The following is a 26,553-nucleotide window of genomic DNA, read 5'->3' as shown; positions in this document are numbered from 1 at the left end:
TCATTGGTCGCTACCCTCTCTACGGGGACACCCCGTAACGCCCCGTTTTATTAGACACAATCTTTTGGGTGAAGTTGCATTTAGTCCAAAAATAAATAATCGTTGAAGTAGATCTGGCTGATTTCTCCGAGAACTAAGTTTTCGTTCACCTGAGCCTTAAGCTCGTTCTTTATTTTTTCTTCTCCGAATTTCATTAGCTCCGCTTTTGTGTGGCCGGCAAAAAATTTTGTCATTAAAGATTTTAAGCTCTGGTGCTTGCGGTCAAGTTCCTCGTAAAAAGCCTGATCCGTGCCGTCATATTCAAACCATGGAGTCAGGACAATCACGCTTTTTTCAGAATTTTCATCCTCTTTTGTGAACACACGGATTTGCCCGATATTGTTGAAAGCCGTCTTTGAAGAAGAAACTGACTTTGGACTTGGATCTTCGCGCCTTAATCCCACCCCCGGATGAGCATTCTTCGTGCAAACCGCAATAGCCGTAACCGCCGTAATAAAAATCAAAATAACACTAGCCAACAACAAAAGAACCTTATTAAAATTTCGCATAATTATCCCCCTTAAAAAATTCACTTTTCATTTTTTACTTTTCCTCTTTCACCTTTTAGTTTTCACCTTTTAGCTTTCAGTTTTCCACTTTCCTTACCAGTCCGCTCCGAATTTCTTTTTGAATCCGGATTTTTCTGGCTCCGGCTGAGCTTTTTTTGCCTGCTCAGGATTTTCTGCATGCGGGGCGAGAAGATTTGAAAGCCGCGGATTCTTTTTAAGCTCTCCGCCCTTGATTTTGATATGGATTCCGTCGTCGAGCCAGTTTTCTTCAAGGATGATGCCGGTCTTGCGTGATTCATTCAAAAGATTCTGCTTGTCCATCGGAATTATGTAGCTAAGTTCCTCGCCCAAAAGCTCGTCGCAGATTTTTGCCGAAAGTTCCTCAAATCCTTCATGAGTTTTCGCACTGATTTTAATTGCATCCGGGAAGAGGCTTGTCATTTTTGCAAGTTGAGTTGGATTGTCCGCCAGCTTGTCGATTTTATTCAGAACGATGATTCGCGGAGTGTCCTCGGCCCCGATTTCTTCAAGGACTTTTACGACTGTGTTGTACTGGAATTCCGCCTTTTCGTCGCTTGAATCGAGCACAAGGAGAATGAGATTTGCCCGCTGAGCCTCTTCCAGGGTGGATTTGAAAGCATTGACGAGCGAGTGGGGCAGGTTCGAGATAAATCCTACCGTGTCCGTAAGAAGAATGTTGGCTCCAAAGCCCTTTTCTTCTTCGCTTGTTTTAATGGAAGATTTTAGCTGCAGTTTTCGGGTCGTCGGGTCGAGGGTGGCAAAAAGCTTATCCTCGACAAAGACATCGGCTCCAGTGAGCGCGTTCAAAAGAGAAGATTTTCCTGCGTTTGTGTAGCCAGCCAGTGCACAGCACGGAAGCGGAATCTTTTCGCGGCGTTTTCTCTGGGTCTCCCGGTCACGCACGACCTGTTCAAGCTCTCTTTTGAGCTGCTGGATTTTTTCGCGGATTTTTCGGATGTCAAGCTCCAGCTGAGTCTCGCCGCTTCCCTTTGAACCGAAATTTCCGCCTCGTTGACGAGCCATGTCGCCGTAAGAATGAGCCAGGCGAGGGCGCGCATATTCAAGCTGTGCAAGCTGAACTTGGAGAACGGCTTCCTTTGTCTGAGCACGGCTTGCAAAAATGCGCAGAATCACTTCCTGACGGTCAATGACAGGGATTTTTGCGAGTTTTTCCCAGTTGCGCTGCTTTCGCGGTGAAATCTCAAAGTCAAAAATAATCAAATCACATTCAAGTTCTTTTGAGAGAGCGGCAATTTCCTCTGCCTTGCCTTTACCGAATCCGTAAACAGGATTTTGCTCCATGCGGGTCAAAATTACGGTGCGCGCAATTTCGTAGCCCAATGTTTTTACAAGCCCGCAAAGCTCTGAAATGTCAGCGGCCGGTGCGCCAACGAGCAAAGCGCGAATCTTTTTATTCTTTTCTTCTTCGAGATTTATCAAATCCATGGTGAATATTTAACCACAGATTAACACGGATGTACACTGATTCTCAAAAAAAACTAAGTTTCAGTTTTCGCTTTCTTTCATGTTGATTTTCTATAAAATTTAGCCGAAAATATATAAAAGTATGTCTTCTGGCCAGAAGGTCGCTTTCAGTCTTTTGATTTCAGTTCTTGCGTTCTGCGCGTTTACGGTTGTCGCTTTTTCGGGGCTTTTTGACCTCCTCGAAGTGAATTTTTATCAGCCGATTGTGCAGGAAATCAAGCAAAAGAAAATCGACGAGATTGCAGCGGCTCAAAACGAATATTTCGATACTCTCATGAAGCGGTTCGACGCGTTTTCCGTCTCTCCCGATGTAAAAACATACGCAGAGACGCGCCCAAGTGATGAATCCGCAAAAAATCGTGAGATTCTTCGTGCCCAGCTCGTAACATCAACTCAGGCACTTTTCGGAATCCGAATCATCGATGACAATGGCCGCAATGTCTATTACTCGACATTTCAATCCGACATAATTTCTGGCAGCAAAGGCATTTCTTACCGTAATTATGATTCAATGGACGAACTTAGCTACGATTCCGTTCATTCAAAAAGACTTGTCGAACAGGCCGCTCCATCTGATTCAAAATGCCGGATAATAAAGGACGGTGACAAAAACAGGCTGATTTTTTCACTTCCTTTCTATAATACTCAAAATGAATTCACCGGTACGATTCTCTTTTACTGTGATGCTGTGAATTTCAGCCAGTTCTTGTACAACCGCAATCTTATTGACATCAAAGGATTTGCAAAACTTGTCACCGCGCAGAAAAATCAAAAAGAAAAATTCGATGGCTTCGGTGGATTTGTGTTCGGGCTTCCAAATTACGGTAAGCTTTCAATCGAAAAAGAAATCCTCGAAAACTGGCGTTCTGGCACCGAAACTTTCTGGAAGCTGAAGCCTGCCGAAAACCTCATGAAAACTCCCGGCGAAGAAAGTGAAATCCTGGACAAATCAAAAAATAATTCAGTCTGTGCGTTCTCGTACAAAAATTCCCGCGAAGATTTTGGCTTTATCACGCTTCTTTATGATGAAAACGAACTGAAATTCCCGCCTTACATAAGAATTTTGCTGCTTGTCACGGCATTTGTCACGCTGTATCTTGCAATTTTCCTGATTCTGAGCTTCAAGCATGATGATATCGTCGTAATCCGTGACAAAGTTCGCCGCTATGAGAATGAATTTTTCATCGGTTACAAAAAAATGGGTGATGGGAAGTCTCCAGAATACCTTGCTGAGCAGAAGCCAGTCCTTGAAAGGCGTATTTTAAAATCTCTTGGCAAAAAAGGTGAAAAGCACGCCGCCGAATTCAAATCAATTTTTGAAAGTTACTGGCAGGAAATGCTTGCATCATTCGGTGAATCTTCTCCCCTCTCAATTTCGTCTCATGCAGCCCCAGTCATCAATGCCGAAGAACTCAAAAAAATTGTTCGCTCGTCGCTAGAAGATATTTTGGAAAACGGAAAGATTCAGATTAATGCGGCGGTTAGTAGTGAGCAGAAGATAATTAGAAATGAGCAATTAGCAATGAGCAATTTTGAGGAGATGGGGGAGAGAGTTAGGAGTGAGAAGTTAGGAGTTAGGAGTGATGTTGGGGAAAGTCCTCGGGCGAAAGATGTTGATGATGTCGAAGAAATCCCTCAGGCGGATGATGTTGAAGAGACCGAAGAACTTGATGAAGTAGAAGAAGTTTCGGAAGCGGAATCGGTTGAGGAAGTCGAGTCTGTTGAAGATGTTGAATCACTTGATGAAGTAGAAGAAGCTGAAACTGTTGAGGAAGTTGAATCCGTTGAAGAAGCCGACGACCTTGATGAAGTTGAAGAAATCCCTGAGGCGGAAGATGTTGAATCACTTGATGAAGTAGAGGATGCGGAATCTGTTGAAGAAGTTGAGTCGGTCGAAGATGTTGAATCTGTTGAAGAAGCCGAAGAGCTTGATGCTGTGGAAGAAATTCCTGAGGCGGAAGATGTAGAATCGCTCGATGAATTAGAGAATGCCGAATCTGTTGAAGAAGTTGAGTCCGTTGAAGATGCGGAAGAAATCCCAGAGGCAGAATCCGTTGAAGAAGCCGAAGAACTTGATGCTGTGGAAGAGATTCCTGAGGCGGAAGATGTTGAATCGCTCGATGTAGTAGAAGATGCTGACACTGTTGAGGAAGTTGAGTCCGTTGAAGAAGCCGAAGAGCTTGATGAAATAGAAGAACTTTCTGGCGTGGTTTCTGAGGCTGATGTTAGCGATGAGCTTGAGCCTATATCTGACATCCAGGAAGAGCTTCGGATTGGTGACGGCCGTGATGCTGGCGATGATGGCGAAGAGACTAATTTTTCTACCGTTACGGAAGAAGAGCGGCTTCAGAAGTTTGACGAAGAGCTTGAAATGCTCCCGGAAGTTTCCGAGCACGAGGAACAGGCCCTTGATATGGCACGGACACTCGCTGCACTTCCAGAACGCCCGCCTCATTTAAACGATGATGATAATGAAGAACTTGACTCTGAAGGCTTGAGCCGAAAATTCACAAACTCAGAGCTGCATGATATTGAAAAACTCAAGGATGCTGCCCGCTCAATCGATGAGGTTGATACAAATCTTGAGGAACTTGAAACATTTGATCCGACAAAGAAAGGTGAGGAGCCTAAAATCGTTGATCCAGAAGAATACATCCCGCATTTGCTGGACAACAATGTTTCCTCGGACGATGATGTTTACAAGGATGAGGTTCTTCTTGAGAAAATTGAATTCGGTGTGCCTTCGTCTGACATTGTGAGCGACGATTCTGACGGAAGTGCGGCTGAAAATTTCGTTGCGGCTTCTGTCGATTATTCTGGCCTGGATGAAGATGATTCTGACGATGATATGTACGAGTCAGTTCCTGAGGAGAATGATGAAGAAAACGAAGTTATTTTTGAGAATCCTGCAGCCATTGACGAAAATCAAGATGAGAATCCGATTGAATCTGATGAGAATCCGGGTGAATCTGATGAAATCTCGAATGACATTCCGGATGAGAATCCAGCAGCCACCGACGAAAATCAAGATGAAAATCCATCACTCTCTGACGAAATTCATGACGAAATTTCGCAAGAATCTGAAAAATTTAGTGAAGAAAAAGAAGAATCTGCCGAAATTCAATATACTGAAATTGAAGAGCCTGCGCCGTCTGAGGAAGTTGCCTCTGAGCCTGCCGAAGATGAGGATCCGCTTGATGATGCGGACTATGTGGTGCCTCTGGAATATCCGGGAGAAAATATGCCTTTTATGTTTACAAAATTTGGTTCAGATATGAACTCAGAACTTATGGAACTTGCTCCAGCTATGGGCGATGCTATCGTTCAGGACAGCGACGGAACTTTCCATGTCACGGAGTTTTCTCAGCCAAACAAACTTTCCCTCAATATGGATTTTAAAAAACTCGTTGACTCTATTCTACGCTAGGAATTTTAAATGAATAAAAGCCTGCTGATTCTCAGCCTCGCATATCTTGTATTCGCCTTGCCTTCGTCATTCATGGATTCAAGGAAATTCAGGATTTCGTTGCCGTTTCTGGCTTTCGGGGCTTTAGCAATTATTTTCTGCAGGTTTTTTGTTCTTAGCCAGCCTTTCCTTCCATATTTTAAGAATCTTGCCGTTGCGCTCGCATCGGCTTTTTTAATTTATTTCTGCACAAGAGTTCTGACTGCCGGCGGACTTGGTTTTGGTGATGTGTTTTTCGGAATGTTTTCCGCATTGTACACAGGCTTTTACATGAATATAATCGCTACTGTTTTTGCGGCGTTGCTCGGCGTGCTGTATTATCTGTTCCTGGCGGTTGTTCAGAATATCAAAAAAAAGCAGCATATCCACAGGCCTCTGTTCGCAATTCCGTTCGTACCTTTTATTACGGCCGGAAGCCTGCTTTCTATGCTGCTGTTTTGGGTAATCGCCTAGCTTTTAGCTCTGCTGTGCGCCGCTACCGACAAGCCCTTGCATGAGCTGAACAACCAGATAAATCTTTTTGTAGACATTTACGCCAAGCTCTGCGATTGGAGTTTCGGCGAATCGTTCAAGCTCCTTCCAGTTTGTCATAAGCTCCGGTCGGTTTTTCTGATAATCCTCGATAAGAAGTTTTGTAATCTTTGCGAAAATAATCAGCTGCTTTGTCGCGCTTACGATATATTCACGCGCAATGTTGTTGTTGTCGCGCAATGTTGTTTTGATGATGTTTGCTGCTTCCTTGTCCCGGTCTGCCCGTGGAAGAAGAGTCTTGAGCTTTTTGCCGTATTCGCCGTCTTCTTCAGAAAGTTTTTTGTCGAAAATCGTGATTTTTTCTGAGTATTCAAGAATTGCGTTGTAAGCGTCGCTCATTTCTGCCGTAAAAGGCGAGGTCGTCCATTTTCCGCGCACAAGAACCAAATCCGCATACTGTCGGACATCCCTTTTGACATATTCAAGAAGAAATGCTTTGAGGTAGTTGAGCGGTTTTGTGAATTCAAATCCACCGAGATTCTTTTTGAGGAAATACGCGCTCTGCTCGTCTGTGTAATACTGGAGTGAAGAAATGTCGGTCGTTCCGAAAATCTGTTTGAGAAGTGCGTCAATCTTGGAATTCTTCTGTGCATTCTCAAGTTTTTTGACTGCCTCCTGAGCCTCATTCTTTGTTTTTTCGATGAAGTCTTCGACAATCAGCTCGCGTTTTTCTTCATATTTTGCGGCATAGAGCGGATCTTTTGTTGTGAGCTGGATAATCATCTCGAATACGCGTGAAGCCTTGATTTGATTGAGTCGCATCGTGATTTTTGTCCACTGGCTACCCTTGATAGGCTCGTTTCCGCCACGCATTGCCTTGAGAAGCTGGATAAGGTCGGTCCAGTCTTCGTTTGTAGGAATTGAATAAAGGACTGCGAGGAAATCCTTGAGGTCGTTTGCTATGTATGAAGCATCGATTGCGTTGAGTCGCGGAGATTTTGAGAATTCGTTCTCGCGGATTGTTGAATCGAATTTTTTGAGGATGAAATAATAGTCGAAAAGACAGAATGATTTGAAAATCAAAAGCTGGCGGTAAAGGCTGTCGATTTTCTGGATTTTAGCCTGATCGAATTCGCCTGTGAAAGCCGCGATGTCTGACTTCATTTTTGCCTTGAGCTGGTCAAAAGGCATTTTCTTTGAGTTTTCGACGATTGCTTCCTCGGAAAGTTCCTCGATGAGGGCCTTCTGATTGTCCGAAAGCCCGAAATTGATTACCGCTGTTTTGTACTGATTTGGATTTGGCTGACTGTTGAACAGAATCTGACACGGAGAGAGAGCCTTGTACAAATCGTAAAAGAATTTGCCCATGACAGGAAGTGCCTGATCCGAGCTTGGTTTATAGAATTTAAAATGTGTTTTTGAGAGCACTTTTGCGATGTTCTTAAGCTGTTTTTTCTTTGCGGCGTCCGCATCTTTTCCGCCGACCAGAGAGTCCAAAAGTTTCTGGAAGAATGATCCTTTGTTTGCCATAGTTTAAATAATGCAAAATTATTGATATAAAGTCAAATGCTTTATGCAATTTTATTTCAATTATATAGAATTTAGTTTTGTTTAATGACAAATATATTTTTTTTTGCTATCCTATAAAAGATTTGCGGTTCTTCTGCTTTTCTTCTGGAGGATTTATATGAAAAAAATTTTGGGTGTGCTTTTTGCATCCAGCCTGATTTGCGCGGGTCTTTTTGCGTATAACCCGCCAGCCGGAGGTCAGAATGTCCTTCGGCTTACCGAACCTCAGCTTATTACTGGAGCACATTCTGCTTGTGGTGGCGGAATCTTCGGCGTTACGCCGGCTTCAATAGTCAACAACCCTGCATTGACAGCATGGGAACAGCGCATCACTCTTGATGCTGCCGGCACTGCATTCGTCAGCACTAACAGCGATGATGACCACAAACTCGGCGGTGCTATTAGCGGCGGTTTGCTTATTCCTTCACGATGGTGCGTTTCAACGCTTCTTTTCCAGGGCGTATGGACTGAATTCATCGACATGCCTGTCGGGAACAGCCTCAATTTTACCGGCGGTGTCTCAAAAGATATCACTGATCAGGTTTCGGTCGGTATTTCAGGCAATTTCGGCCTTCTTTATGGTGATGCTACCAAATCTGACTGGTCTGCAAGTGGTGCTTTGGGAGCCTATTACAATTTCGGCGACCTCGGCCCTGTCTCAGATTTGCGCTTCGGTGTTTCAATCAACAATCTCGGAAAAGTCTTTACGAATACAGAAACTATCGGAATCAAATCTGCAAAAGACGAAGATTATGGAACAAAGCCTGACGCATGGCCTGGAATCTGCACAATCCGTACTGGCGTTGCGGCAGTTTTCATCAAACAGCAGGATTTCAATCTGGGAGCTTCTTTAGACCTTTCTTATCCTGGTTTCCAGAATGTCGTTGTTGATACCGGCCTTCAGTTCCAGTTCAGGGATTTCCTTAAAGTCTCTTCTTCATGGGAGCTTGATGCCCGCGAATTCGCTTACGATGCAAAAAATATCCTTCCTTCTGTCGGAGTCAGCTTCAAATTCCTGTTCAAATCAAAAGAAGGTTCTTACCTCGCACGAAAAGGCTGGGCTGAGAGCGAGATGACAGTTTCCGGAGCATGGAAGCAGATGTACAAGAATGTCAATGCAGTCAGTGGCGGCGTGCTCATGAATCTCGGCCTTGAGGACAGAAAAGCACCTGAAGTTATCTTGTGGGGAGAAGAATAAAAATGAAAAAATCGATTCTTGCATTTGCGGCGGTTCTTCTTGTTTCAGAAGTCGCCTATTCAGAAAAATCTCCTGTTTACATTTCTCCGAACAACGACGGCAAGCAGGATGTCCTTGAAGTTCCTTTCAAAATCAAGGAAAACAGATATGTCAAGGACTGGTCTTTCATCATCGAGGATGAGAAGGGCAATATTGTCCGCACAATCGGCAACAAGGAAAAACGAGAGTCAAAAATCACTTTCAAAACTTTCTGGAAAGCTCTTTTCACTCCAAAATCCGGCGTAACTGTTCCTTCTTCTGTCGTATGGAACGGTATCATGGATGACGGTGATGTTGCTCCGGACGGAACATATTACTACTACGCTACTGCAACCGATGACAACGGCAATTCTGCAAAAACAAAAAAACTTGTCGTCATCGTGGACAATACACCGCCAGAGGTTGATCTTGCACAACCTTCTTCAAATGAAAAAATCTTCGGTGAGGGCGCAAAACCTGTCCTTGCTATCCGCCAGAACGGTTCTGAGGAAGACTCATGGACTGGTATTTTCAGCGACGCAACAGGCAAGGCTGTCCGCACTTACAAATGGACTTCAAGTTCTCCGCTCAGCTTTGAGTGGAACGGCTCCGATGATTCTGGCAGCCCTCTTCCTGACGGCGTTTATACTTACAAAGTTTCGGCAACTGACCGTGCGGGCAATGATTCAAATCCTGCAACAATCGCCAACATCATTTATTCTGCCGACAAACCTGCTACGAACATTTCAATTTCTGGCAGCAAGTATTTCTCTCCGAACGGCAATGGAATCAACGATACGATTTCTTTCTTCGTAAAAATTCCTGTTCCTGATGCAAAATCAGTCAACAAACTTGTCGAATGGTCTGTAAAAATCAACGACAAGAGCGGAAAAACCGTAAAAACTTACAGCGGAAAAGACAATCCTCCGAGCAAAATCATTTTCGACGGCAAAACTGATTCTGGTTCAGAAGCCGCAGAAGGATTGTACCAGGCTGTCGTAAGCGCAAAATACTCGAATGGATATGTTCCTGATTTGGTAAAATCTCCGGAATTCACTCTTGATAAAACTCCGCCGCTTGCAAAAGTTAAGGCAAAAACTTCCGTATTCTCTCCTGACGGTGACGGAAATTCCGACATCATGGTAATCAGCCAGTCAGCCGCGAGCGATGCAGGTTCTCCTGTTGAAAACTGGACAGGTAAAATCATCGACTCGGAAGGCAATGCTGTCAGCCAGTTTGATTTCGGTTCATTCCTTCCAGATGAAGTTGAATGGAACGGTCTTGATGATTCTGGAAAACTTGCCGCAGACGGAAAATACAAATATGTCCTTACGGCAACGGATTTGGCTGGAAACTCTTCGGAATCAACTGTCAGCGACATCAACCTTGATACAAGCAAGACCGAGCTTTTGCTTGCTGTCTCACCGACGGCATTCAATCCTGCAGGAACAGACAAAGCTAAATCTTCTGTCAAACTTTCTCCTGTCGTAAAAGCCGGAAGCACAATCAACGAATACACTGTTGAGGTCAAGGACATAAACGGCGAGACTGTATGGGCGCAGAGCGGAACATCACTTCCTTCTTCAATTTCTTGGAACGGCCTCAAATCGGACGGAACAAGATGCGAGGACGGAAAATATTTTGCAAGCCTTGCGACAAAATCTGCAAACGGAAGCGAGGCAAAAACTTCTTCTCAGCTGTTTATCCTCGATACTGTCGCACCAAGCGTTGCTTTGAGCACACCTTTCACATTGTTCTCACCTGACGGTGACGGCAAAAAAGATACATTGAATGTCACTGCACAGACATCTAACGAAGATAAATGGACTGCAAATGTCCTCAATTCAGCGAACGAGGTCATGCGTTCATACACATGGCAGGGCAAGGCTCCTGAAAGCATTGTCTGGGACGGCACTGATTCAGCCGGAAACAAAGTTGAGGACGGAACTTATAAACTCGTAGTCCTTGCAGAAGATGCTGCCGGAAACAAAGGAAGTGCAGAAATCGGAAACATCAGAGTTGATAACCGCGAGGCAAAGGCTTACATTACGGCCGAGCATGACGCATTCAGTCCGAACGGTGACAACTTCCTCGAAACTCAGAAACTTTCACTTCGCCCGTCACTCAAAGACGGAGTTGATTCTTGGAGCGTTTCAATCGTAACTCCAGAAGGCAAAGTCGTTAAGTCTTGGTCAGACAAAGACCAGAAGGACATGCCTGCTGAAATCATCTGGAACGGCCTTGATTCAGAAGAAAAGGTTGCGGAGGGTGCATTTATCGCAAACCTCAAGATGACTTATGCAAAGGGTAACGAGATTGATGTCAATTCTTCATTGTTCATCTGCTCTATCACTCCTCCTCAGCTCACTGTAAAGACTGCTCCTCAGTATTTCTCTCCTGATAACGATGGTGAGAATGATGATTTGTACATCCAGCTTAAGGGCAACGATGTTGTTCCTCTCAAGAACTGGTCGTTCACAATCAAAGACCCGAACGGAAAGCCATTCTGGTCAACAAGCGGAAAATCTTCTATTACAGAGCGAATTATTTGGGACGGCCGCGGAAAGAACGGCGAGCTTGTCCAGTCAGCTACTGATTATCCTTACACATTCACTGTTACTGACACTCTCGGCATGACAAGCACTGTTGAGGGCAAAATTGAGGTCGATATTCTTGTAATCCGCGTTGGTGATGTCCTCAAAATGGCAGTTCCTTCTATTATATTCCGACAGGATGCCGCAGACTTTGGCGTTCGTGTCGTCGATGCAGCCGGAAATGTCAAGAAAGCCGGAATCACTGAGGCGCAGGCCGCAAACAACGAGCGAATCCTCAAGCGAATCGCACAGATTCTCAACAAATTCAAGAATTACACAGTCACCGTTGAAGGCCACGCAAACAGCATCACTGGCACCGAAGAAGAGGAGACAACTAACAAGCACGGTCTCGCTCTTGAACCGCTCTCGAAAGATCGTGCGGAATTCGTCAAGGCTAAGCTCAAGAGCTACGGTGTTGACGGAAGCCGCCTGAGCGCAGTTGGTCGCGGTGGTCGTCAGCCTGTCGCAGCCCGTGGTGATAAAGACAACGCATGGAAGAACAGGCGAGTTGAATTCATCCTTAACAAATAAATTAATCGAGCTGGCTCAGAAGTATGAGTCGGCCGATTTCCTCAAAAAAGATCCGTCTCAGTTCATGCACCGTTATTCCAGTGTGCGCGAATCTGAGACGGTCGCTTTTATTGCGGCGAACCTTGCTTTTGGCCGTCGCGAGCAAATCCTTTCACATGTCGAGCAAATCTTGAGTGAGGCGGGGCAATCTCCCTGCGAGTGGATTCTTTCCAAAAAGTACAACGAATTCTTCCCTGAAAATGATATTTCTTTCTATCGAATGTACACGAATACGGATATGAGACTTTTCTTTGACGGATTGCGTGTGATTCTTGAGTCGGCTGAGACAATCGGGGCATATTTCAAAGAAAAATGGGAAGGAGTTAAAAAATCCTCATGCCAGCAAAATCAAAAGATTTTTCTTCATCAGGTGATTTCGGAGGCTTTCCCGGCTGAGTGCAAGCTTCTTCCTCATTCCAAGGATTCTGCGGCTAAGAAGGTGAACATGCTTTTGCGATGGCTCGTGCGTACAAATTCCCCGGTGGATTTAGGGCTGTGGACTTGGTTTAGTAAAAAAGACTTGCTCATGCCGCTCGACACTCATGTCATGCAGCAGGCGAATGAGCTTGGCCTGATTAATTCAAAATCCGCGAACCTGAAAACAGCGATAGAACTGACAAAAAAAGTCGCCGAGGTTTTCCCCGACGACCCAACAAAGGCAGATTTTGCGTTATTTGGTTTGGGTATAGCCTCGCAGGAGGCGAGGTAAAAGCAAAGAGAGAATTTTTGGAACAAAAATTCTCGTACGAATCCGAAAATCCACGGAAGGATTTTCGGTTCGAAAGATTTCGCGTTGTTTGGGCTTGGTGTAGATCCTTAAACATTATATTCAATCGTGCTTCCGACTGCGGCTTTTTCTGCGTAGACCGAACTTCTTCCGCGATACGGATTCATCAGATTCATGTTACCGAGCTGTGCTTTGATTTTGCCCATCTGAGCCTGCAAAAGATTTCGGTTGCGCTCGTTCTGTGCGAGAACCTGCTTCTGAAGGTTTGCAAGGTCAAGCTGAAGCTGCTCCACGCTCGCATTATCCGCGACAGGAACTCCCGGCATGATTGCGTTGTACATTCCCTGCATCGGAACGATGACTTTCTGAAGGCTCGCAAGATTTTTTACAATCTGATTCTCAAGCTCTGCGTGGGCGGCGATTGAATCTCCGTCTTCCATTTCGATTCTTCCTTCCTGACTTTCGAGAACCATCAGATATTCCTGAAATTTATTCCTCTGCTGCTCAAGAAGTTTGCGGAATCTTTTTAAAATCGCGATTCTCTCGTCCAATTCTTCTTTCGAAAGTTCTTTAGCCATATCTTGCTCCTGATTTTGCACTTAGCCCGTGATATTGAGCGTTCTCTGTGCCTGCGGAACTGAATCTGCTGCCGTATTTTGTGCCGCAGATTCCCAAGCCGTGCCTAAATCCTTAATCATGCTGAGGATTTGGCGGAGTTTGCTTTTGTCCTGTTTGATGCTGATGTCCATGAGTTCTTTGTTAAAATAAACATAGAGGGACATAAGGTTTTGCGCGATTTGGCCGCCTTTTTCCATGTCCAGGGAAACCTGAAGCTCATTGATGATTTCCTGAGCTTTCATGACATGCTTTCCGAAATCCTCGATTTTTGAGGCAGGAATTTTATCATCGGCACCGAAGCATTTTTGTGCTGCACTCAGTTCCCTCTCAGCTCCCTGATAGAGCATTACGACGAGTTTGCCCTGACTTGCAGTTTTTACGGCCGTTGTCTGATAAGCCGCATACGGATTTCCAAACGCCATTGTTTTCCCTCCCGAAAACAGATATTCTCTATTATTTTCGGAAACTAAGTGAATGAGTTTAGATTTTTCTATTCACTAAAAGCGAAAAATTCTCTATATTTATAATAGCATATTTTATATTTGAGAAAACTAATGGCAGATACTAACGAAACAAAAAAAGACGAAGAAAAAAAGAATTTCGACAAAGATCCGTACAATTTTTTTAAATTAGACCCTGACAGTGGTGATGACGATCAGAACCGCAACAAAAAGCCTTTCAAATTTCCGTTTTTCACACTCATGGTCGCGGTTGTCCTTGCGCTTGCATTTGTGAACATGTTCCTCATGCAAAAGCCTGAGACTCTTATCGATTTCTCTGAGTTTAAAAAACTGATTGATGACGGAAAAATCGTTCAGGTTGAGATGGGCGAAAATGTTTTCATTGGTTATGGTCCCGAAGAATTCAGCGTATCGACTGAATCCGAAGAAAGCCTTGCTCTAAGGACTTTCCCGATTTTGAGGCGCAACCAGCCGCAGCCGACAAATCGCAAGGTTTACAAGACGACCGGCGTTCTCATGGCAAAGTTCATTGAATTCCTCGATGAAAAGGGCATTCAGTACAAATTTGTCACAAAACAGACTAATATTTTCGTTCAGATTCTTATCAATATCCTTCCGTTCCTCATTTTACTGGCAATCTATTTCTTTATGTTCCGCAAGATGACCGGCGGAATGGGGGGCTTAGGCTCTGTTTTTGGCGGTGGAAGCCGAAACAAAGCCGTTGATGAAGGAAAGGTAAAGACCCGCTTTGCTGATGTCGCAGGCGTTGACGAGGCTAAGGATGAGCTTGTCGAGGTCGTTGATTTCCTTAAATCTCCAAAAAAATACACTGACATTGGTGGTAAGATTCCTAAAGGCGTTCTCCTCGTAGGACCTCCGGGAACAGGTAAGACTTTGCTTGCCCGTGCCGTTGCAGGTGAGGCCGGGGTTCCGTTCTTCCGAATTTCCGGCTCTGATTTTGTCGAAATGTTCGTTGGTGTCGGTGCAAGCCGAGTGCGTGATTTGTTTAAGCAGGCTCGTGAAAAGGCTCCTTGTATCATTTTTATTGATGAGATTGATGCAATCGGTAAGAGCCGAATGAATGGATTCTCAAGCAATGATGAGCGCGAGCAGACTTTGAACCAGCTTTTGGTCGAGATGGACGGCTTTGACAACGAGAAGGGATTGATTATCCTTGCCGCTACAAACCGTGCCGACATCCTTGACCCGGCTTTGCTTCGTCCTGGCCGTTTTGACCGACAGGTTCCTGTTGAGCGACCTGATGTAAAGGGCCGTGAGGCAATCCTTAGAATTCATGCAAAAAATGTAAAACTTGACGATACTGTTGATTTTGAGTCTCTGGCACATGGAACTGTAGGTTTTGCAGGTGCAGATTTGGCGAATGTCGTCAACGAGGCAGCTCTTCTTGCTGTACGAAATGGTCATGACAAGGTTTCAATGACTGATTTCAACGAGGCAATTGATAAGGTCAGCATTGGTCTTAAAAAGAAGAGCCGAAAAGACAACGAAAAAGAAATCCGGCTTGTCGCAGTTCATGAGACTGGCCATGCTCTGGTCGCAGCTTTCACTCCTGATCACACGCCGGTTAATAAAATCACTGTCGTTCCGCGCTCTCACGGTGTCGGAGGCTTTACTCAGTTCCGTGAAGAAAAAGAAGAAAAGAATTTCTTGACCCGCAAGGATATGATTAACGAGGTTGATTCTTCACTTGGCGGTCGTGCCGCAGAAGAAATCGTGCTCGGTGATATTTCTACAGGTGCTTCTAACGACATCGCGCAGGCAACTGACATCATCAAGCGCATGATTACCGATTACGGAATGAGCGACAAATTCAAGAATATGACTTTGGGCAAAGGCGTTCTCGGAAATCGTGGCGGCGAGCCAAATCTTGTCCGCGAATTCAGTGAGGCAACCCAGAACTTCATCGATGAGGAAATTGCCCGGATAATGAATGAGCGTTACGAGCATGTACTTGCTCTCCTCAGAAGCAAAAAAGATTTGCTTGAATATATTGCAAACCGTCTGATTGAAGTTGAGACAATGGATTCAAAAGAATTCAATGACATTATCAAGGCGCATGAGCATTGCGAGGATTTGGCGGCAGCAGCCGTAACCCAAGAGGTTGCTCAGCCAGAGTCAAAGGAGGCAGAATAATGAAAAAATTCCTAATTACTAAATTCTTATTTCTAAGCGTTTTCCTTTCGTCATTTTCTGTTTCTGCACAGGGAATTCTTACAGCGTCGTCATTTTTTAAGTCGGTTTCTGAAAATTACTCAACAATCAAGGATTACGAAGCTGATGTTGATATTAAAGCTGGAAAAACTTCAATGAGGGGAAAGGTTTCCTATAAAAAGCCGAACCTTCTTCGAATTGACTTTTCAAGCCCGGAAGATCAGGTAATCTGCTTTAACGGCGATTTGCTTACAATTTATTTGCCAGGAAATGCGGCAATCTTGAATCAGTCAGTGGATAATTCGTCAAACAATGGCGCAAACCTTGCTACGGCGCAGGGATTGGCTTTGCTCGGCCGTTACTACTCTCCGGCTTATGAAACCGGTCAGGAAGCTGTTCCTCTTGAGGAAGGAAGCGAAGAAATGGTCGTCAATCTCGTGCTTCGCCGCCGAAACATGAGCGAGGCGTTTTCTATCATCAGAATGGCCGTCACCCCAAGCTCAATGTTAATCCGAAGAATTTCGGCTGTGACTCCTCAGGGTGAAACTTTTGTCTTTGATTTTAGAAATTACAAACTGAATTCTGGAATTTCTGACCAGCGGTTTATTTATGATCCGCCGACATCGGCAAACAATTACAACAATTTCCTTTTCTCGGAGTAATTAAAAAATGGAAAGCTATGGTGAAATCCTAAAAAAAGCGCGTGAAACACAGGGAATCGATTTTGAGACAATTTCCCGCGAAACTGCTATCACTCAGGAATATCTTCAGGCTCTTGAAAAAGAAGAGGCTGCTGTTTTCCCAGGCGAGCCGTATCTTGTCGGATTTTTGAAGACTTATGCTGATTACCTTGAAGTAAATACCGAGCATGTCCTTACATTGTACCATGCAAAGAAAATTCAGGAGACTCCGCCACCGCTTGCTCTGACTGCACGGGAACGCCCAAGATTCTTGATTCCGCTGATTGTCACCATCTGTGTCATTTTCTTGATTGGAGCAACTGTCGTTCTTACTCTTGTTTTCAGGGCAAGATTTGTCAGCAAGGCAGAAGACGAGTCTCTTTCAAGCGGAAATGAATTCAAAAAATACGAGCTTACAGAAAAGCCGTTCTCTGGCAGACTCTTCAAAAGCGACCAGCTTATCATGGGTACCGACAAAGGCAACATCTTCCTTACTGTCGCAGAAACCGAGGGAATCTTTGCACTGGAGACTCCTGCAGGCGTTCAGTATGTTGAACTTTCTGAGGAACTGGAGCTTGATGTTGATGGAAATTCAATTTCTGACCTTATCGTTTATGTCTCTGATGTTTCTCAGAAGAATGTTGACCGTGGAGCCGAGGTAAAAATCATGCTCAAAAGCTCTTCGAATGCGGCAATTGCTTCACCTGATGAAAATCAGATTCCTAACGCCGAAGATTTGCCGAAGGAGCAGGCTCGAACCGAAGTCTTCTCTGATACAAGGGCTTATCCATTCACAATCAACGCAAGCTTCCGTGGCGGATGTTTGTTCCGTTATCGCCCGGACCGAAAGGAAACTGTCGAGGATTATTTCGCAACTGGTGATATTGTCAACATTACTGCAAGCAACGGCGTGCGCCTGTGGATTTCAAACGGAAATGCCGCTAAGTTGCAGATTGTCGCAAATTCTAAGACTTATGATCTGGCTGTTCCAAAAGCTGGCGAAGTAATCGCTCAGGACATCAAGTGGATTAAAGATACTGACGGCCGATACAAGGTCGTAATTGTGGATATTGACTAGAAAGCGGAAAGTGGAAAACGGAAAATTAGCCTTTTCTGTTTTGCAAACTGAAATATCTGGAGTAATTTTTTTTTCATGAGATTTTTTATTGACCAGCATGGATGTGCTAAGAATCAGGTTGACGGTGAATTAATCATCAATCTCCTCAAAAAAAAGGACTGGGAACAGACTTTTGAGCCGACCGAAGCTGATTTAATCGTCGTAAACTCGTGCGGATTCATCGAGTCTGCCAAAACAGAGAGCATTAACGCTGTAATGAGCGCACGGCAGATGTACCCGAAAGCCAAGATTTTGCTTGCGGGCTGTCTTGCCGAGCGATATGCCAACGAACTCAAAGACGATTTGCTTGAGGCCGATGGCTTTTTTGGCAACGGAGATTTGAGCCAGATTTATAAAGTGATTGAGCCTCTTATGAAAGACGAGCGACCTGTGCTTGTGCCTGAGCAGAAGGGCGTTTGCTGTGGCGACCGTAATCTTCTTCTTTCATTTAAAGGCACGGCTTTCGTAAAAATCACAGAGGGCTGCAACAACCGATGCTCGTTCTGTGCGATTCCGATTATCCGTGGCGACCTTCGAAGCCGAAAAGCAAGTGAAATTATCGAAGAAATCAAAGATTTGGTCTCAAAAGGCGTGTACGAAATCAACCTGATTGGTCAGGATTTGGCGGCCTACGGCACTGGAGCTGAAGACAACTGCTTCGGCGACGGAAGGACAAAGTTGCCGAACGGAACGCCGGGAAGTATGATTTATCCACAGATTTCCACAGATTTGCACCGATTAGATATAAATGACGAAAACTCAATCTGTGATAATCTGTGCCCATCTGTGGATAAAAAAGAAAGCGGGCTTGCACGGCTTATCAAGATGATTTCTCAGATTGAAGGAACTTTTGCGGTTCGTCTGCTTTACATTCACCCGGATCACTTCAACGAAGATATTCTTCCGGTTATGAAGGCTGATTCACGATTCTTGCATTATTTTGACATTCCGTTCCAGAACGGCGATGATGCGATTATCAAATCGATGAACCGCGTAGGCTCTGCTCAAAAATACAAGGCACTCATTTCCAAAATCCGCGAAACTTTCCCTGATGCGGCAATTCGCACCACTTTCATGGCAGGTTTCCCAGGTGAAACAGAAGAGTCTTTCGAGAACACAAAAGCCTTTTTGAGAGAGACTTCGACTGACTGGAGCGGCTGCTTCTCATATTCAAAAGAAGACGACACTCCGGCTTTCAGTTTCAAAAAACAGGTTCCGCACAAAATCGCTGAAAAGCGTGCGGCAGAACTTGTCGAGATTCAGGCAGAAATTACCCGCGAGCGATTAAAGACTCGTTGTGGCGGTGAATGTGACATTCTTATTGAGGAAGTGCTTTCTCAGAGCGAGGAAAATCCCGATGAAGGTTTGGCAATCGGTCGCGCATGGTTCCAGGCTCCGGAAGTTGACGGAAGCGTTGTCGTGCGTTACGACCGAAGTGCTGAGTCAGAATGTAATGCCGTCAAAACAGGCCGTCTTGTCCGCGTAAAAATCGTTTCAAGCGGTGATGTTGACCTGAACGCTGATTTTGTGTGTGACTCTCCATTGAATGAAAAAATCGCAAAGTCAGATGAGATTCAGTTTGCGCAGGAAATTGAAAATAATAACTAATGGCTCTTGAAGACGAAATCCTTTCTGGCATAACATCTTCTCAATCTGATGAGCTTTCGGAGCGGGCTAAGGAATATCTTTCAGTTCTGAACCCAGAGCAGCATGAGGCTGTCGTTCACGAAGGAAGCCCGCTTTTGATTCTTGCGGGGGCCGGCTCTGGAAAGACTCGTGTAATCACTACAAAAATTGCTTATCTCATCGGCGAAAAAAAAGTGAACCCGTATTCAATTCTTGCGGTCACATTCACTAAAAAGGCCGCAAATGAGATGCACGAAAGGGCTGTTGCTCTGGAACCTTTGGCGAGTGAAGCTCAAATCCGCACATTCCATTCTTTCGGCGCATGGTTTTTGCGCGTGTATGCCGAATACGCTGGCGTTGATCCAAATTTCACAGTTTATGACGATGAGGACGTTGTTTCTCTGATTCAGAAAGTCGAGCCAAAGCTTACCAAAAAAGAAGCTGCTCAGTATGCCCGCAAAATCGCACTTGCAAAAGATTATTGTCTTAAGCCTGACAGCCCGGAACTTCTTACAAAAGAAGCATTTTTGAATCCGAGCGATTTTCCTCAGATGTATGAGGCCTACGAAAAGCGACTCAGGGCAACCGGAAATGTTGATTTCGGTGATTTGATTCTTCTTCCGTATCTTGCGCTTGAAGAAAATGCCGCCCTTCGCGAAAAAATGTACCGTCGTTTCCGTGTGATTATGGTCGATGAGTATCAGGACTCAAATGTGGCTCAGTTCAAATTGCTGGAAGCACTTTCTGGCTTTAATGAGGGCAGCGGCACTTACGTTTGCGTTGTCGGCGATGATGACCAGTCGATTTATAAATTCCGTGGGGCTGAAATCCAGAATATTCTCAACTTCCCGAAGATTTTTGACGGAACTAAAATCGTTCGCCTTGAAAGCAATTACCGCTCAACTCAGGAAATCCTTTCGCTTGCGGACAATGTGATTAAAAACAATTCCGGCCGTCTTGGAAAGACATTGCGGGCGGAGCGGGGCAGCGGAAAGACTCCTGTGCTGGCTTTTTTGCCGAATCAGGACGATGAGGTTCATTTCTGCGCAGATTTGATTCAAAAAACTCATTCGATGGGAACCCCTTACTCGGACTGGGCAATTTTGTACCGAACCAACGCACAGTCGATGGGCTTTGAGAGCGAGTTTGTGCGAAAAAAGATTCCATACATAATCGTCGGATCGTTAAAATTCTTTGAGCGTGAGGAAGTTAAAGATTTGATTGCATGGCTGGAACTTGTCGCGAACCACAAGAATGAAATCGCTTTCCAACGAATCATAAACAAACCTGCGCGCGGAATCGGAAACAAAACCCAGGACGCGATAGTGCTTGCTTCTCAGACGGAGTATCAATTAATAGAAGAAAATGGCGAAATCAGGCAAAAATTTGAGGCGAATGACATAATCGCAGCCTGCCGCTACAAAATGCCGTCTCTTTCTGCAAAAGTGCGCGGAGAACTTTCAAAATTCATAGAAATTTTTGACGAGATAGAAAATCTTTTTGGGGAAGATGTTTCAGCTGGTGGCGAGTTGGCAGAGCAGGTCGTTTCTGGAGAAATAGATTCTTCGGGAGCATCGCTTTCTCAGGATGGAGAAAACAATCTTCCTCAAAATTCCTCTGTGGCCTCTGTGAGAAATTCATCAGATGAGCTAAAAAAGCGTGAAAGTCGCAAGACTCTTGCCGAACTGATTGAGATAATCGCCAAAAAATCAGGCCTTGCTTCTTATTACGAGGAGCGTGACAAGGATGAGCATACTTTCCGCGTTGAGAACATTCAGGAGCTTGCGAACTCAGCCGTTCCTTATCCGCTGGCTCGTCAGGGGCTTCTGGATTTTCTGGACAATATTCAGCTTGACCGCACGCTTTCAAATGCGGACGAAGACATTGCTGAGGATGCCGTAACTCTGATTACTCTTCACAACACGAAGGGCCTGGAATTCAACCGGGTCGTTATGACAGGAATGGAGGAGGGCGTTTTCCCGCGAAACGGAGACGACGAGGAAGAAATGGAGGAAGAGCGTCGTCTTTGCTATGTCGGAATTACCCGTGCAAAGAACGAGCTTTATCTTACCAGCTGTGCCGTGCGCCGAATGTACGGCCACATCGAGTACATGAAATGCAGTCCTTTCCTGCTTGAAATGGGGCGCGAGGGCGTTAAGGCAATCGGTCAGCTCCCTTCACGCTACCGGGGAAGCGGCTTTCACGGCGGAGATTACGGCGAGCGTGGCCTGAGCCATCCTGATGTTGAGGCTGACCCGATTAAGAGAAAATATTGCCGCGGAGCAAAAATCTATCACGATGATTACGGCTACGGCATCATCATGAACACGCAGACCAACGACGAGGGAGAGTACGCAATCACGGTCAGCTTTGAGAACGGCGGAGTCAAGCGTTTTTTGCCAAAGTATCAGGAATCAAGCCTGATGATTGTAAAGGATTAGGAGAATCAGTTTTGAGAAAATTTGCCCCTCTGCTTGCCTTTTTATTTATTATTTTTGGCTGTGCTTCCACTCGGCATGCTGACAAGGCTTACTACGAGAGCGTTCAGGCCTCTTTTTCCGCACCAAATGTCACGCTTCCTGATTTGACATCGCGTGAAAATCTCAACGGCTCAAGTCCGTCAGAAATACATGTAAAGAGCATGACCCAGACTTTTTTGAAAGACTGGCAGTTCATGATCAAGGACGGAAAAATCTGGCGGAAAGCGGCTCCTGAAAATCCTGAATATGAAAAATATAGTGACTGGGAGCTTTTCTTAGGAACTGGTCTTCCTTTTTATTCTTCTCTGATTCCCGTTGAAAAATGGAAAAGCCCTGATTCAATTACGGAAATTTTTGCTGACGGCGACTGCCTTTTTGCATTTGATGACAAGGCCCGGATGTATTTTATCTACACGCAGAAACTTCCTGATGAAAAAGTCTGGGTCTGGTCAAATGTTTTCGGCTGGCCTAAGAAAGAGGTCCTTTATCAGAATGAGCTGGTCAGAGACAAGCGCGGCTGGGCAATGGGAGTGCGGCGAAGTGACATTCTCTGGTACGAGGACAGGTTTGGAAACCAGCATCACTATGGCACGATGGGACTGGCGACGGTCTACTTTTTGAGTGAGGACGGACAGAAAATCTATTTCACCGATTCTGGAATGCCGGTTGATTTCAGCAATAAAATTCAAAATCCTGAGAACGGGCGGTTTGTAGCCCGGAATATTTCCTGTTCCGGTTCCACGCTTTTTCTGATTGCAGACGACGGAACCATGTATACAAGGCTCATTGATTTTGACACGATGGGCTGCGATCCAATGTTCTTCAAATATACCTATGAAAATACAGCGCAGAAGTGGACCGGGAAGGATTATCTTTCAAACTACACGCTCTGGGGATTACCGGCGGAGGACTGGAAAAAAGAGAATCAGATTCCGCTTTCAGGAAAAGCCCGGCTTTCGCGCTTCATTTCGATTCACCAGAATGGTCAGGGAAATTTTGCGCGTGAACTTCGCGTGGCTGGCTTGAATTCTGAGGGTAAGACAGGATATTATTTCAAGCAGCTTTCTGATTCAGAATGGAATTTTAAGCCTGTAAATCTTATTCTTAATGAAGATGACTTCCTTTCAGGGGAACATGTCCGGGGAAATCCGACGGAATTTCATTATTCTGGAAATCTGGTGCTTGGGAAAAAGAGGATTCCGGAAATTTCCTGCACTTTAAAAGGCATGAACCTTGCTTCCGAAGGAAAATTCACCCTTTCCCTTAAAATGGCAAAAGACGGCTGGAGCGAGGCCAGAAATTTTACTCTTTACAATGTTGAAATGTGGACTTACAAAACGCGCTACAATCCGGGATTTGACGGAACTCCCAAGCGCTATTTTGTGACCCTTGATTTGGATTCCGCATACCGCACGAAAGATGGAAAATTCGCCGACCATGAAGAATTTGCTTCCCTGCTCGAAAATCTTTTTTCAAAAAACGACAAGGCTCTTTTCGCCCTTGCAGGTGAGGCGGCGACTAATTATGTCCGTATCAGCGGAAAGTGTGCGGACGGAAAAGATTTTTCAGTTCTCTGTGACAGCGATGATTTAGGCTCTTATTCTGCCAAAGTAAAAGTCATTTCCGCATCAGATTTAATGCTCCCGGTTTATAGCTATGAAAAATACGCCTTTCCGGAAAAAGAATTCTATTCAAAAAAGGATTATGACGAAATCCGGAAAAAAATCGATGTGAACAAAAAATTCATTTCTTACCTGAACGGTGAGATTGCCTTTTACGGTGACCAGAAGGACGGTACAAACGCTTTCCGAGTCGGCTTCCGTCTGGCGGATTTTGTGGCAACGGTCACTCTTTTGAATCAGATTGATTTTCCAAAGTTTAAGACAATGGCGAGTTTCGGAAACCGGCTTATCGATACAAATGCTGAAAATTTCCGTGCCATGTATGAAGTCCGGTTTTTCATGTATCCTGCCCTCATTGAACTTGCAAAACTGCGCATAAAAAGCTACGAAAATCTCCTTAAGAAACTGGATTACCTTGAAAACGAAAATGAAGAGATTGGGCGCGATAAATTCTTAAGGGATTCCTTCCCTGATTATTTTGCGCTTGCGAAAATTCCTCAAAAGATTGACGGAAAGAGCCCTTCCGCTAAAAAAGATGCCAGCCTTTACTACATTCCGGAACTGCCTCATGTCGGAGCTTTTTTCCTTACGATTGATGATGAGACGATTTTTGTTCAGCTTGAAGATTCTGCGGAAAAAATTTATGCAGCGGCAACTGAGGGGATAAGTGAAAAAAAACCTGTCAAAATAAATGTTTCCTTTGCGGATTTGCCTGATATCAGCGGAAAAAAGGGCTTTTTCAGCAAGTCAGGCATAGCTTTTCTTTCCAGAAGAAAAGGAAAGTTGACATGGGACGGTGAAAAAATTACAATTTCCGTAAAGACTGGAATTTTCTCTAATATAATTTTGTTTGAATGAAAAGACTTTATATTTCCCAGTAACTCTTAGCTTTTTAGGATTTTTTATTTATATGCGAAAGCGATTTTTTTCTTTTATTCTGATTTTTTCTTTTTTTTGCGGATTTCTTTCAGCCAATGACGCAATTTCTTCTTACACCCGGCAGAAGGCTGAGGATTTTGTCACTCTAAGGGTATCGCTCAAGGACGAGCCGTATGAAACTGCGGTAAAAAAGATTTCTGACCTTAGGGACGAGGCTATTGCAGGGCTTCCACCTCATGCCGTTGATTTTGAGCAGGAACAGTGCATTCTTGAAACGCTTTATTTTACGGAAATTTATGAGCATTCTCTGGTTTCTGTCGGAAATCAAAAAGAACTCCGCAAAAAAATGAAGGAACTGATGAAGCGTGCTGTAAAATGCATTGATTCGCGCAAAAAAGGTCAGGTCAGCGACTGGATTTGCCTTCTTGCGGGCGATGCAACTTCTTACTATATGACGCGTTCGGTTACGGCAACTTTCCTTTACGGATTCAAAGTCAAGGGCTATTACGAAAAAGCCCTTGAAATCAATCCGAACAGGGCTTCGGCACGGGTAAATCTTGGAAACTGGCTTTTTTACGCACCTCAGCTTGCGGGCGGCGGAAAGACAAAGGCTCAGACTCAGTACAACATCGCTTCCGTCTCCGCTTCAATTCCAGGCGAAAAATACATGGCTTACATCGGTGTTTCTCAAATCAACTATGAGAACAAAAAATTTGATGTCGCAAAAGAATATCTCCAGAAAGCCTTTGATTTGAATCTCGGTCACTCGGAACTGGACATCATTAAAAAATGCAATGCAAAAGGTTACTCGAATTTCCAGTATCTGCGCAACCGCTCAGGAATCGATGAGGAAATGGCAGAGGACGAAAAAGACGACGACGACAGGTAAGCTTAGAAATTTCTGCATTTACAGTTGCTTTTACTTGAAATTATGTTAAAATAAGGTAAATATAACGGAAGTCCAAAAAGTATTAGAGGACTAACTACTTTTTAAGGAGTCAATATGAAGAAAGTTAAATTTTTTGCGATGGCATTAGCTTCGCTTGTCATAGCTTTCCCGTCATTTTCGGAGAGCATAACTCTTAACTGGGGAAACGGCGAGACATTAACAATCGATACTTCAGATTCCTCTGGGGCTAATGTTGTCGGAAATGTTCCTCTTGATATTATAAAAATTGCCGCAGAGCACTTGGGCGAGATTCAGACTGCATTGGCAAACGCCGGGGTTTCAAGCTCAGATGCAAAGAATGCGCTTAATCAGGCGACAACGGCCTACAAGGATTATGTAAACAATTCTGGAATCTCGACACTAAATCCTTACACAACTACCGTCAACGGCCTCAATGATTTTTCTGACATCATGCTCGATGTTGTTCCTAACACCCAGATTCAGCAGAATGTTTGGGCGAACGCATGGATTGGTCATATTCTTCCTAAGCCAAATCTCGGTTTCGGTATCAATGCAGGTGTCTCAAAACTGGACTTGCAGCCGCTTGTTTCTGTTGCAAAAGCGCTCGGTATGAAAAATGGCGGCGACATTCCTGAAACGCTCGTCATGCCTACAATTACGGCTGATGTCCGTGTCGGCGGATTCATTCTTCCGTTTGACGTCGGCTTTACGGCAATGTCCATCGACTCAAACACAATCAAGCCAATCGGAAAGGCAATGGATCCTGCATATTTCGACTTCTTCATGCTCGGCGGCGATGTCCGTTACGCAATCCTCAAAGGCGGTCTTTTGCGGCCAAAACTTTCCGTCGGACTCGGCGGATATTACACAAAAGGAAATTTCGGCGTGGAGCAGGACGGCTCTCGCGCACAGCTTGATTTTGACACGACTTCCATCGTTCTCAGCACGCAGGCTTCTATCAAGCTCCTGTGCCTTGTTCCGTTCGTAGGCGCACGAGTTATGATGTCAAAGAGCAATGTTGACTGGAAGGTTCATGCAAACTGGGCTTCAATCTTGAATACCAACAATAGTAACATTGAGAAAGCTCTTTCTTACGGCTTCCTTCCTTCGGATTTCTCTGACGGCGTTTCAAGTAAGTTCACGGATCATGTACGGCCAGTTCTTTACGGAGGATTTGCAATCGATATGATGGTCGTTGACCTTACGTTCAGCGCAAGCTACGATGTCGTTTCAAAAATTCCTTCTGGTGCGGTCAGCTTAAGGCTCGCGCTCAATTAGACATTTAGGAAATGCACTAACGCTTGCCGTGTGATTTAAAGCT

General features: G+C 44.7%; 18 protein-coding genes. 13 read left to right on the top strand and 5 right to left on the bottom strand.

All coding sequences use genetic code 11. The features are described from left to right. Positions 1-80: 80 nt before the first annotated feature. On the bottom strand, positions 81-548 hold the full coding sequence (locus IJJ71_RS09585) for a flagellar basal body-associated FliL family protein (RefSeq protein ID WP_296846607.1): 468 nt from the start codon (positions 546-548) through the stop codon (positions 81-83). 93 nt (positions 549-641) lie between these two features. Continuing rightward, complete coding sequence (gene hflX / locus IJJ71_RS09580) at positions 642-2,015, bottom strand: GTPase HflX (protein ID WP_296846606.1); 1,374 nt, start codon at positions 2,013-2,015, stop codon at positions 642-644. 121 nt (positions 2,016-2,136) lie between these two features. Between hflX and IJJ71_RS09575 the strand changes: the two genes are divergently transcribed. Then, a complete protein-coding gene (locus IJJ71_RS09575) occupies positions 2,137-5,481 on the top strand; it encodes a hypothetical protein (RefSeq protein WP_296846605.1) in 3,345 nt (1,114 codons plus the stop codon). Positions 5,482-5,490: 9 nt separating this feature from the next. Continuing rightward, the gene (locus tag IJJ71_RS09570) at positions 5,491-5,973 is read left to right on the top strand and encodes a prepilin peptidase (protein WP_296846604.1); all 483 of its coding nucleotides are present in this window, start codon (positions 5,491-5,493) and stop codon (positions 5,971-5,973) included. A gap of 3 nt (positions 5,974-5,976) precedes the next feature. On the opposite strand, the gene IJJ71_RS09565 is transcribed toward IJJ71_RS09570, so the two are convergent. Then, entirely contained in the window at positions 5,977-7,521 is a 1,545-nt protein-coding gene (locus tag IJJ71_RS09565; protein WP_296846603.1) for a DUF5312 family protein, read from the bottom strand. 157 nt (positions 7,522-7,678) lie between these two features. On the opposite strand from IJJ71_RS09565, the gene IJJ71_RS09560 reads away from it, so the two are divergent. Genes IJJ71_RS09560 through IJJ71_RS09550 form a run of 3 tightly spaced genes read left to right on the top strand, consistent with a single transcriptional unit; the run spans position 7,679 to position 12,649 of the window. Then, positions 7,679-8,758, top strand: coding sequence for a PorV/PorQ family protein (locus tag IJJ71_RS09560; protein ID WP_296846602.1), 1,080 nt, complete (start codon positions 7,679-7,681; stop codon positions 8,756-8,758). A 2-nt stretch (positions 8,759-8,760) separates the two neighbouring features. Next, the gene (locus IJJ71_RS09555; RefSeq protein ID WP_296846601.1) at positions 8,761-11,901 is read left to right on the top strand and encodes a FlgD immunoglobulin-like domain containing protein; all 3,141 of its coding nucleotides are present in this window, start codon (positions 8,761-8,763) and stop codon (positions 11,899-11,901) included. After that, positions 11,879-12,649, top strand: a complete 771-nt coding sequence (locus IJJ71_RS09550; protein WP_296846600.1) for a TIGR02757 family protein — start codon at positions 11,879-11,881, stop codon at positions 12,647-12,649. Before IJJ71_RS09555 ends, IJJ71_RS09550 begins: the two co-directional genes overlap by 23 nt. A gap of 107 nt (positions 12,650-12,756) precedes the next feature. Here the strand turns inward: IJJ71_RS09550 and IJJ71_RS09545 are convergent, their stop codons facing one another. Both IJJ71_RS09545 and fliS read right to left on the bottom strand, forming a co-directional pair. Next, the gene (locus IJJ71_RS09545) at positions 12,757-13,245 is read right to left on the bottom strand and encodes a flagellar biosynthesis protein FlgN (protein WP_296846599.1); all 489 of its coding nucleotides are present in this window, start codon (positions 13,243-13,245) and stop codon (positions 12,757-12,759) included. A gap of 21 nt (positions 13,246-13,266) precedes the next feature. Continuing rightward, the gene (fliS, locus tag IJJ71_RS09540) at positions 13,267-13,707 is read right to left on the bottom strand and encodes a flagellar export chaperone FliS (protein ID WP_296846598.1); all 441 of its coding nucleotides are present in this window, start codon (positions 13,705-13,707) and stop codon (positions 13,267-13,269) included. A 132-nt stretch (positions 13,708-13,839) separates the two neighbouring features. Here fliS and ftsH point away from each other — a divergent pair, with 132 nt between their 5' ends. The 8 genes from ftsH (at position 13,840) to IJJ71_RS09500 (ending at position 26,510) form a co-directional block, all read left to right on the top strand. Then, on the top strand, positions 13,840-15,900 hold the full coding sequence (gene ftsH / locus IJJ71_RS09535) for an ATP-dependent zinc metalloprotease FtsH (protein ID WP_296846597.1): 2,061 nt from the start codon (positions 13,840-13,842) through the stop codon (positions 15,898-15,900). Beyond that, a complete protein-coding gene (locus tag IJJ71_RS09530; protein WP_296846596.1) occupies positions 15,900-16,580 on the top strand; it encodes a LolA family protein in 681 nt (226 codons plus the stop codon). Before ftsH ends, IJJ71_RS09530 begins: the two co-directional genes overlap by 1 nt. A gap of 7 nt (positions 16,581-16,587) precedes the next feature. Beyond that, entirely contained in the window at positions 16,588-17,676 is a 1,089-nt protein-coding gene (locus IJJ71_RS09525; protein ID WP_296846595.1) for a helix-turn-helix domain-containing protein, read from the top strand. A gap of 75 nt (positions 17,677-17,751) precedes the next feature. Next, positions 17,752-19,323 (top strand): MiaB/RimO family radical SAM methylthiotransferase, encoded by a 1,572-nt coding sequence (locus IJJ71_RS09520; protein ID WP_296846594.1) that lies wholly within the window; start codon positions 17,752-17,754, stop codon positions 19,321-19,323. Continuing rightward, positions 19,323-21,782: an ATP-dependent helicase gene (locus IJJ71_RS09515; protein ID WP_296846593.1), complete on the top strand. Its 2,460-nt coding sequence runs from the start codon at positions 19,323-19,325 to the stop codon at positions 21,780-21,782. The genes IJJ71_RS09520 and IJJ71_RS09515 overlap by 1 nt, the downstream gene beginning before the upstream one ends. A gap of 11 nt (positions 21,783-21,793) precedes the next feature. After that, on the top strand, positions 21,794-24,301 hold the full coding sequence (locus tag IJJ71_RS09510) for a hypothetical protein (RefSeq protein WP_296846592.1): 2,508 nt from the start codon (positions 21,794-21,796) through the stop codon (positions 24,299-24,301). 52 nt (positions 24,302-24,353) lie between these two features. Continuing rightward, on the top strand, positions 24,354-25,211 hold the full coding sequence (locus IJJ71_RS09505; protein WP_296846591.1) for a tetratricopeptide repeat protein: 858 nt from the start codon (positions 24,354-24,356) through the stop codon (positions 25,209-25,211). 114 nt (positions 25,212-25,325) lie between these two features. Continuing rightward, a complete protein-coding gene (locus IJJ71_RS09500) occupies positions 25,326-26,510 on the top strand; it encodes a hypothetical protein (protein WP_296846590.1) in 1,185 nt (394 codons plus the stop codon). The last annotated feature ends 43 nt before the right edge of the window (positions 26,511-26,553 follow it).

Source organism: Treponema sp. (assembly GCF_017430385.1).
GTDB lineage: Bacteria > Spirochaetota > Spirochaetia > Treponematales > Treponemataceae > Treponema_D.
The sequence above is the reverse complement of the archived record's forward strand: the minus strand, read 5'-3'. Positions and strand labels throughout refer to the sequence as shown.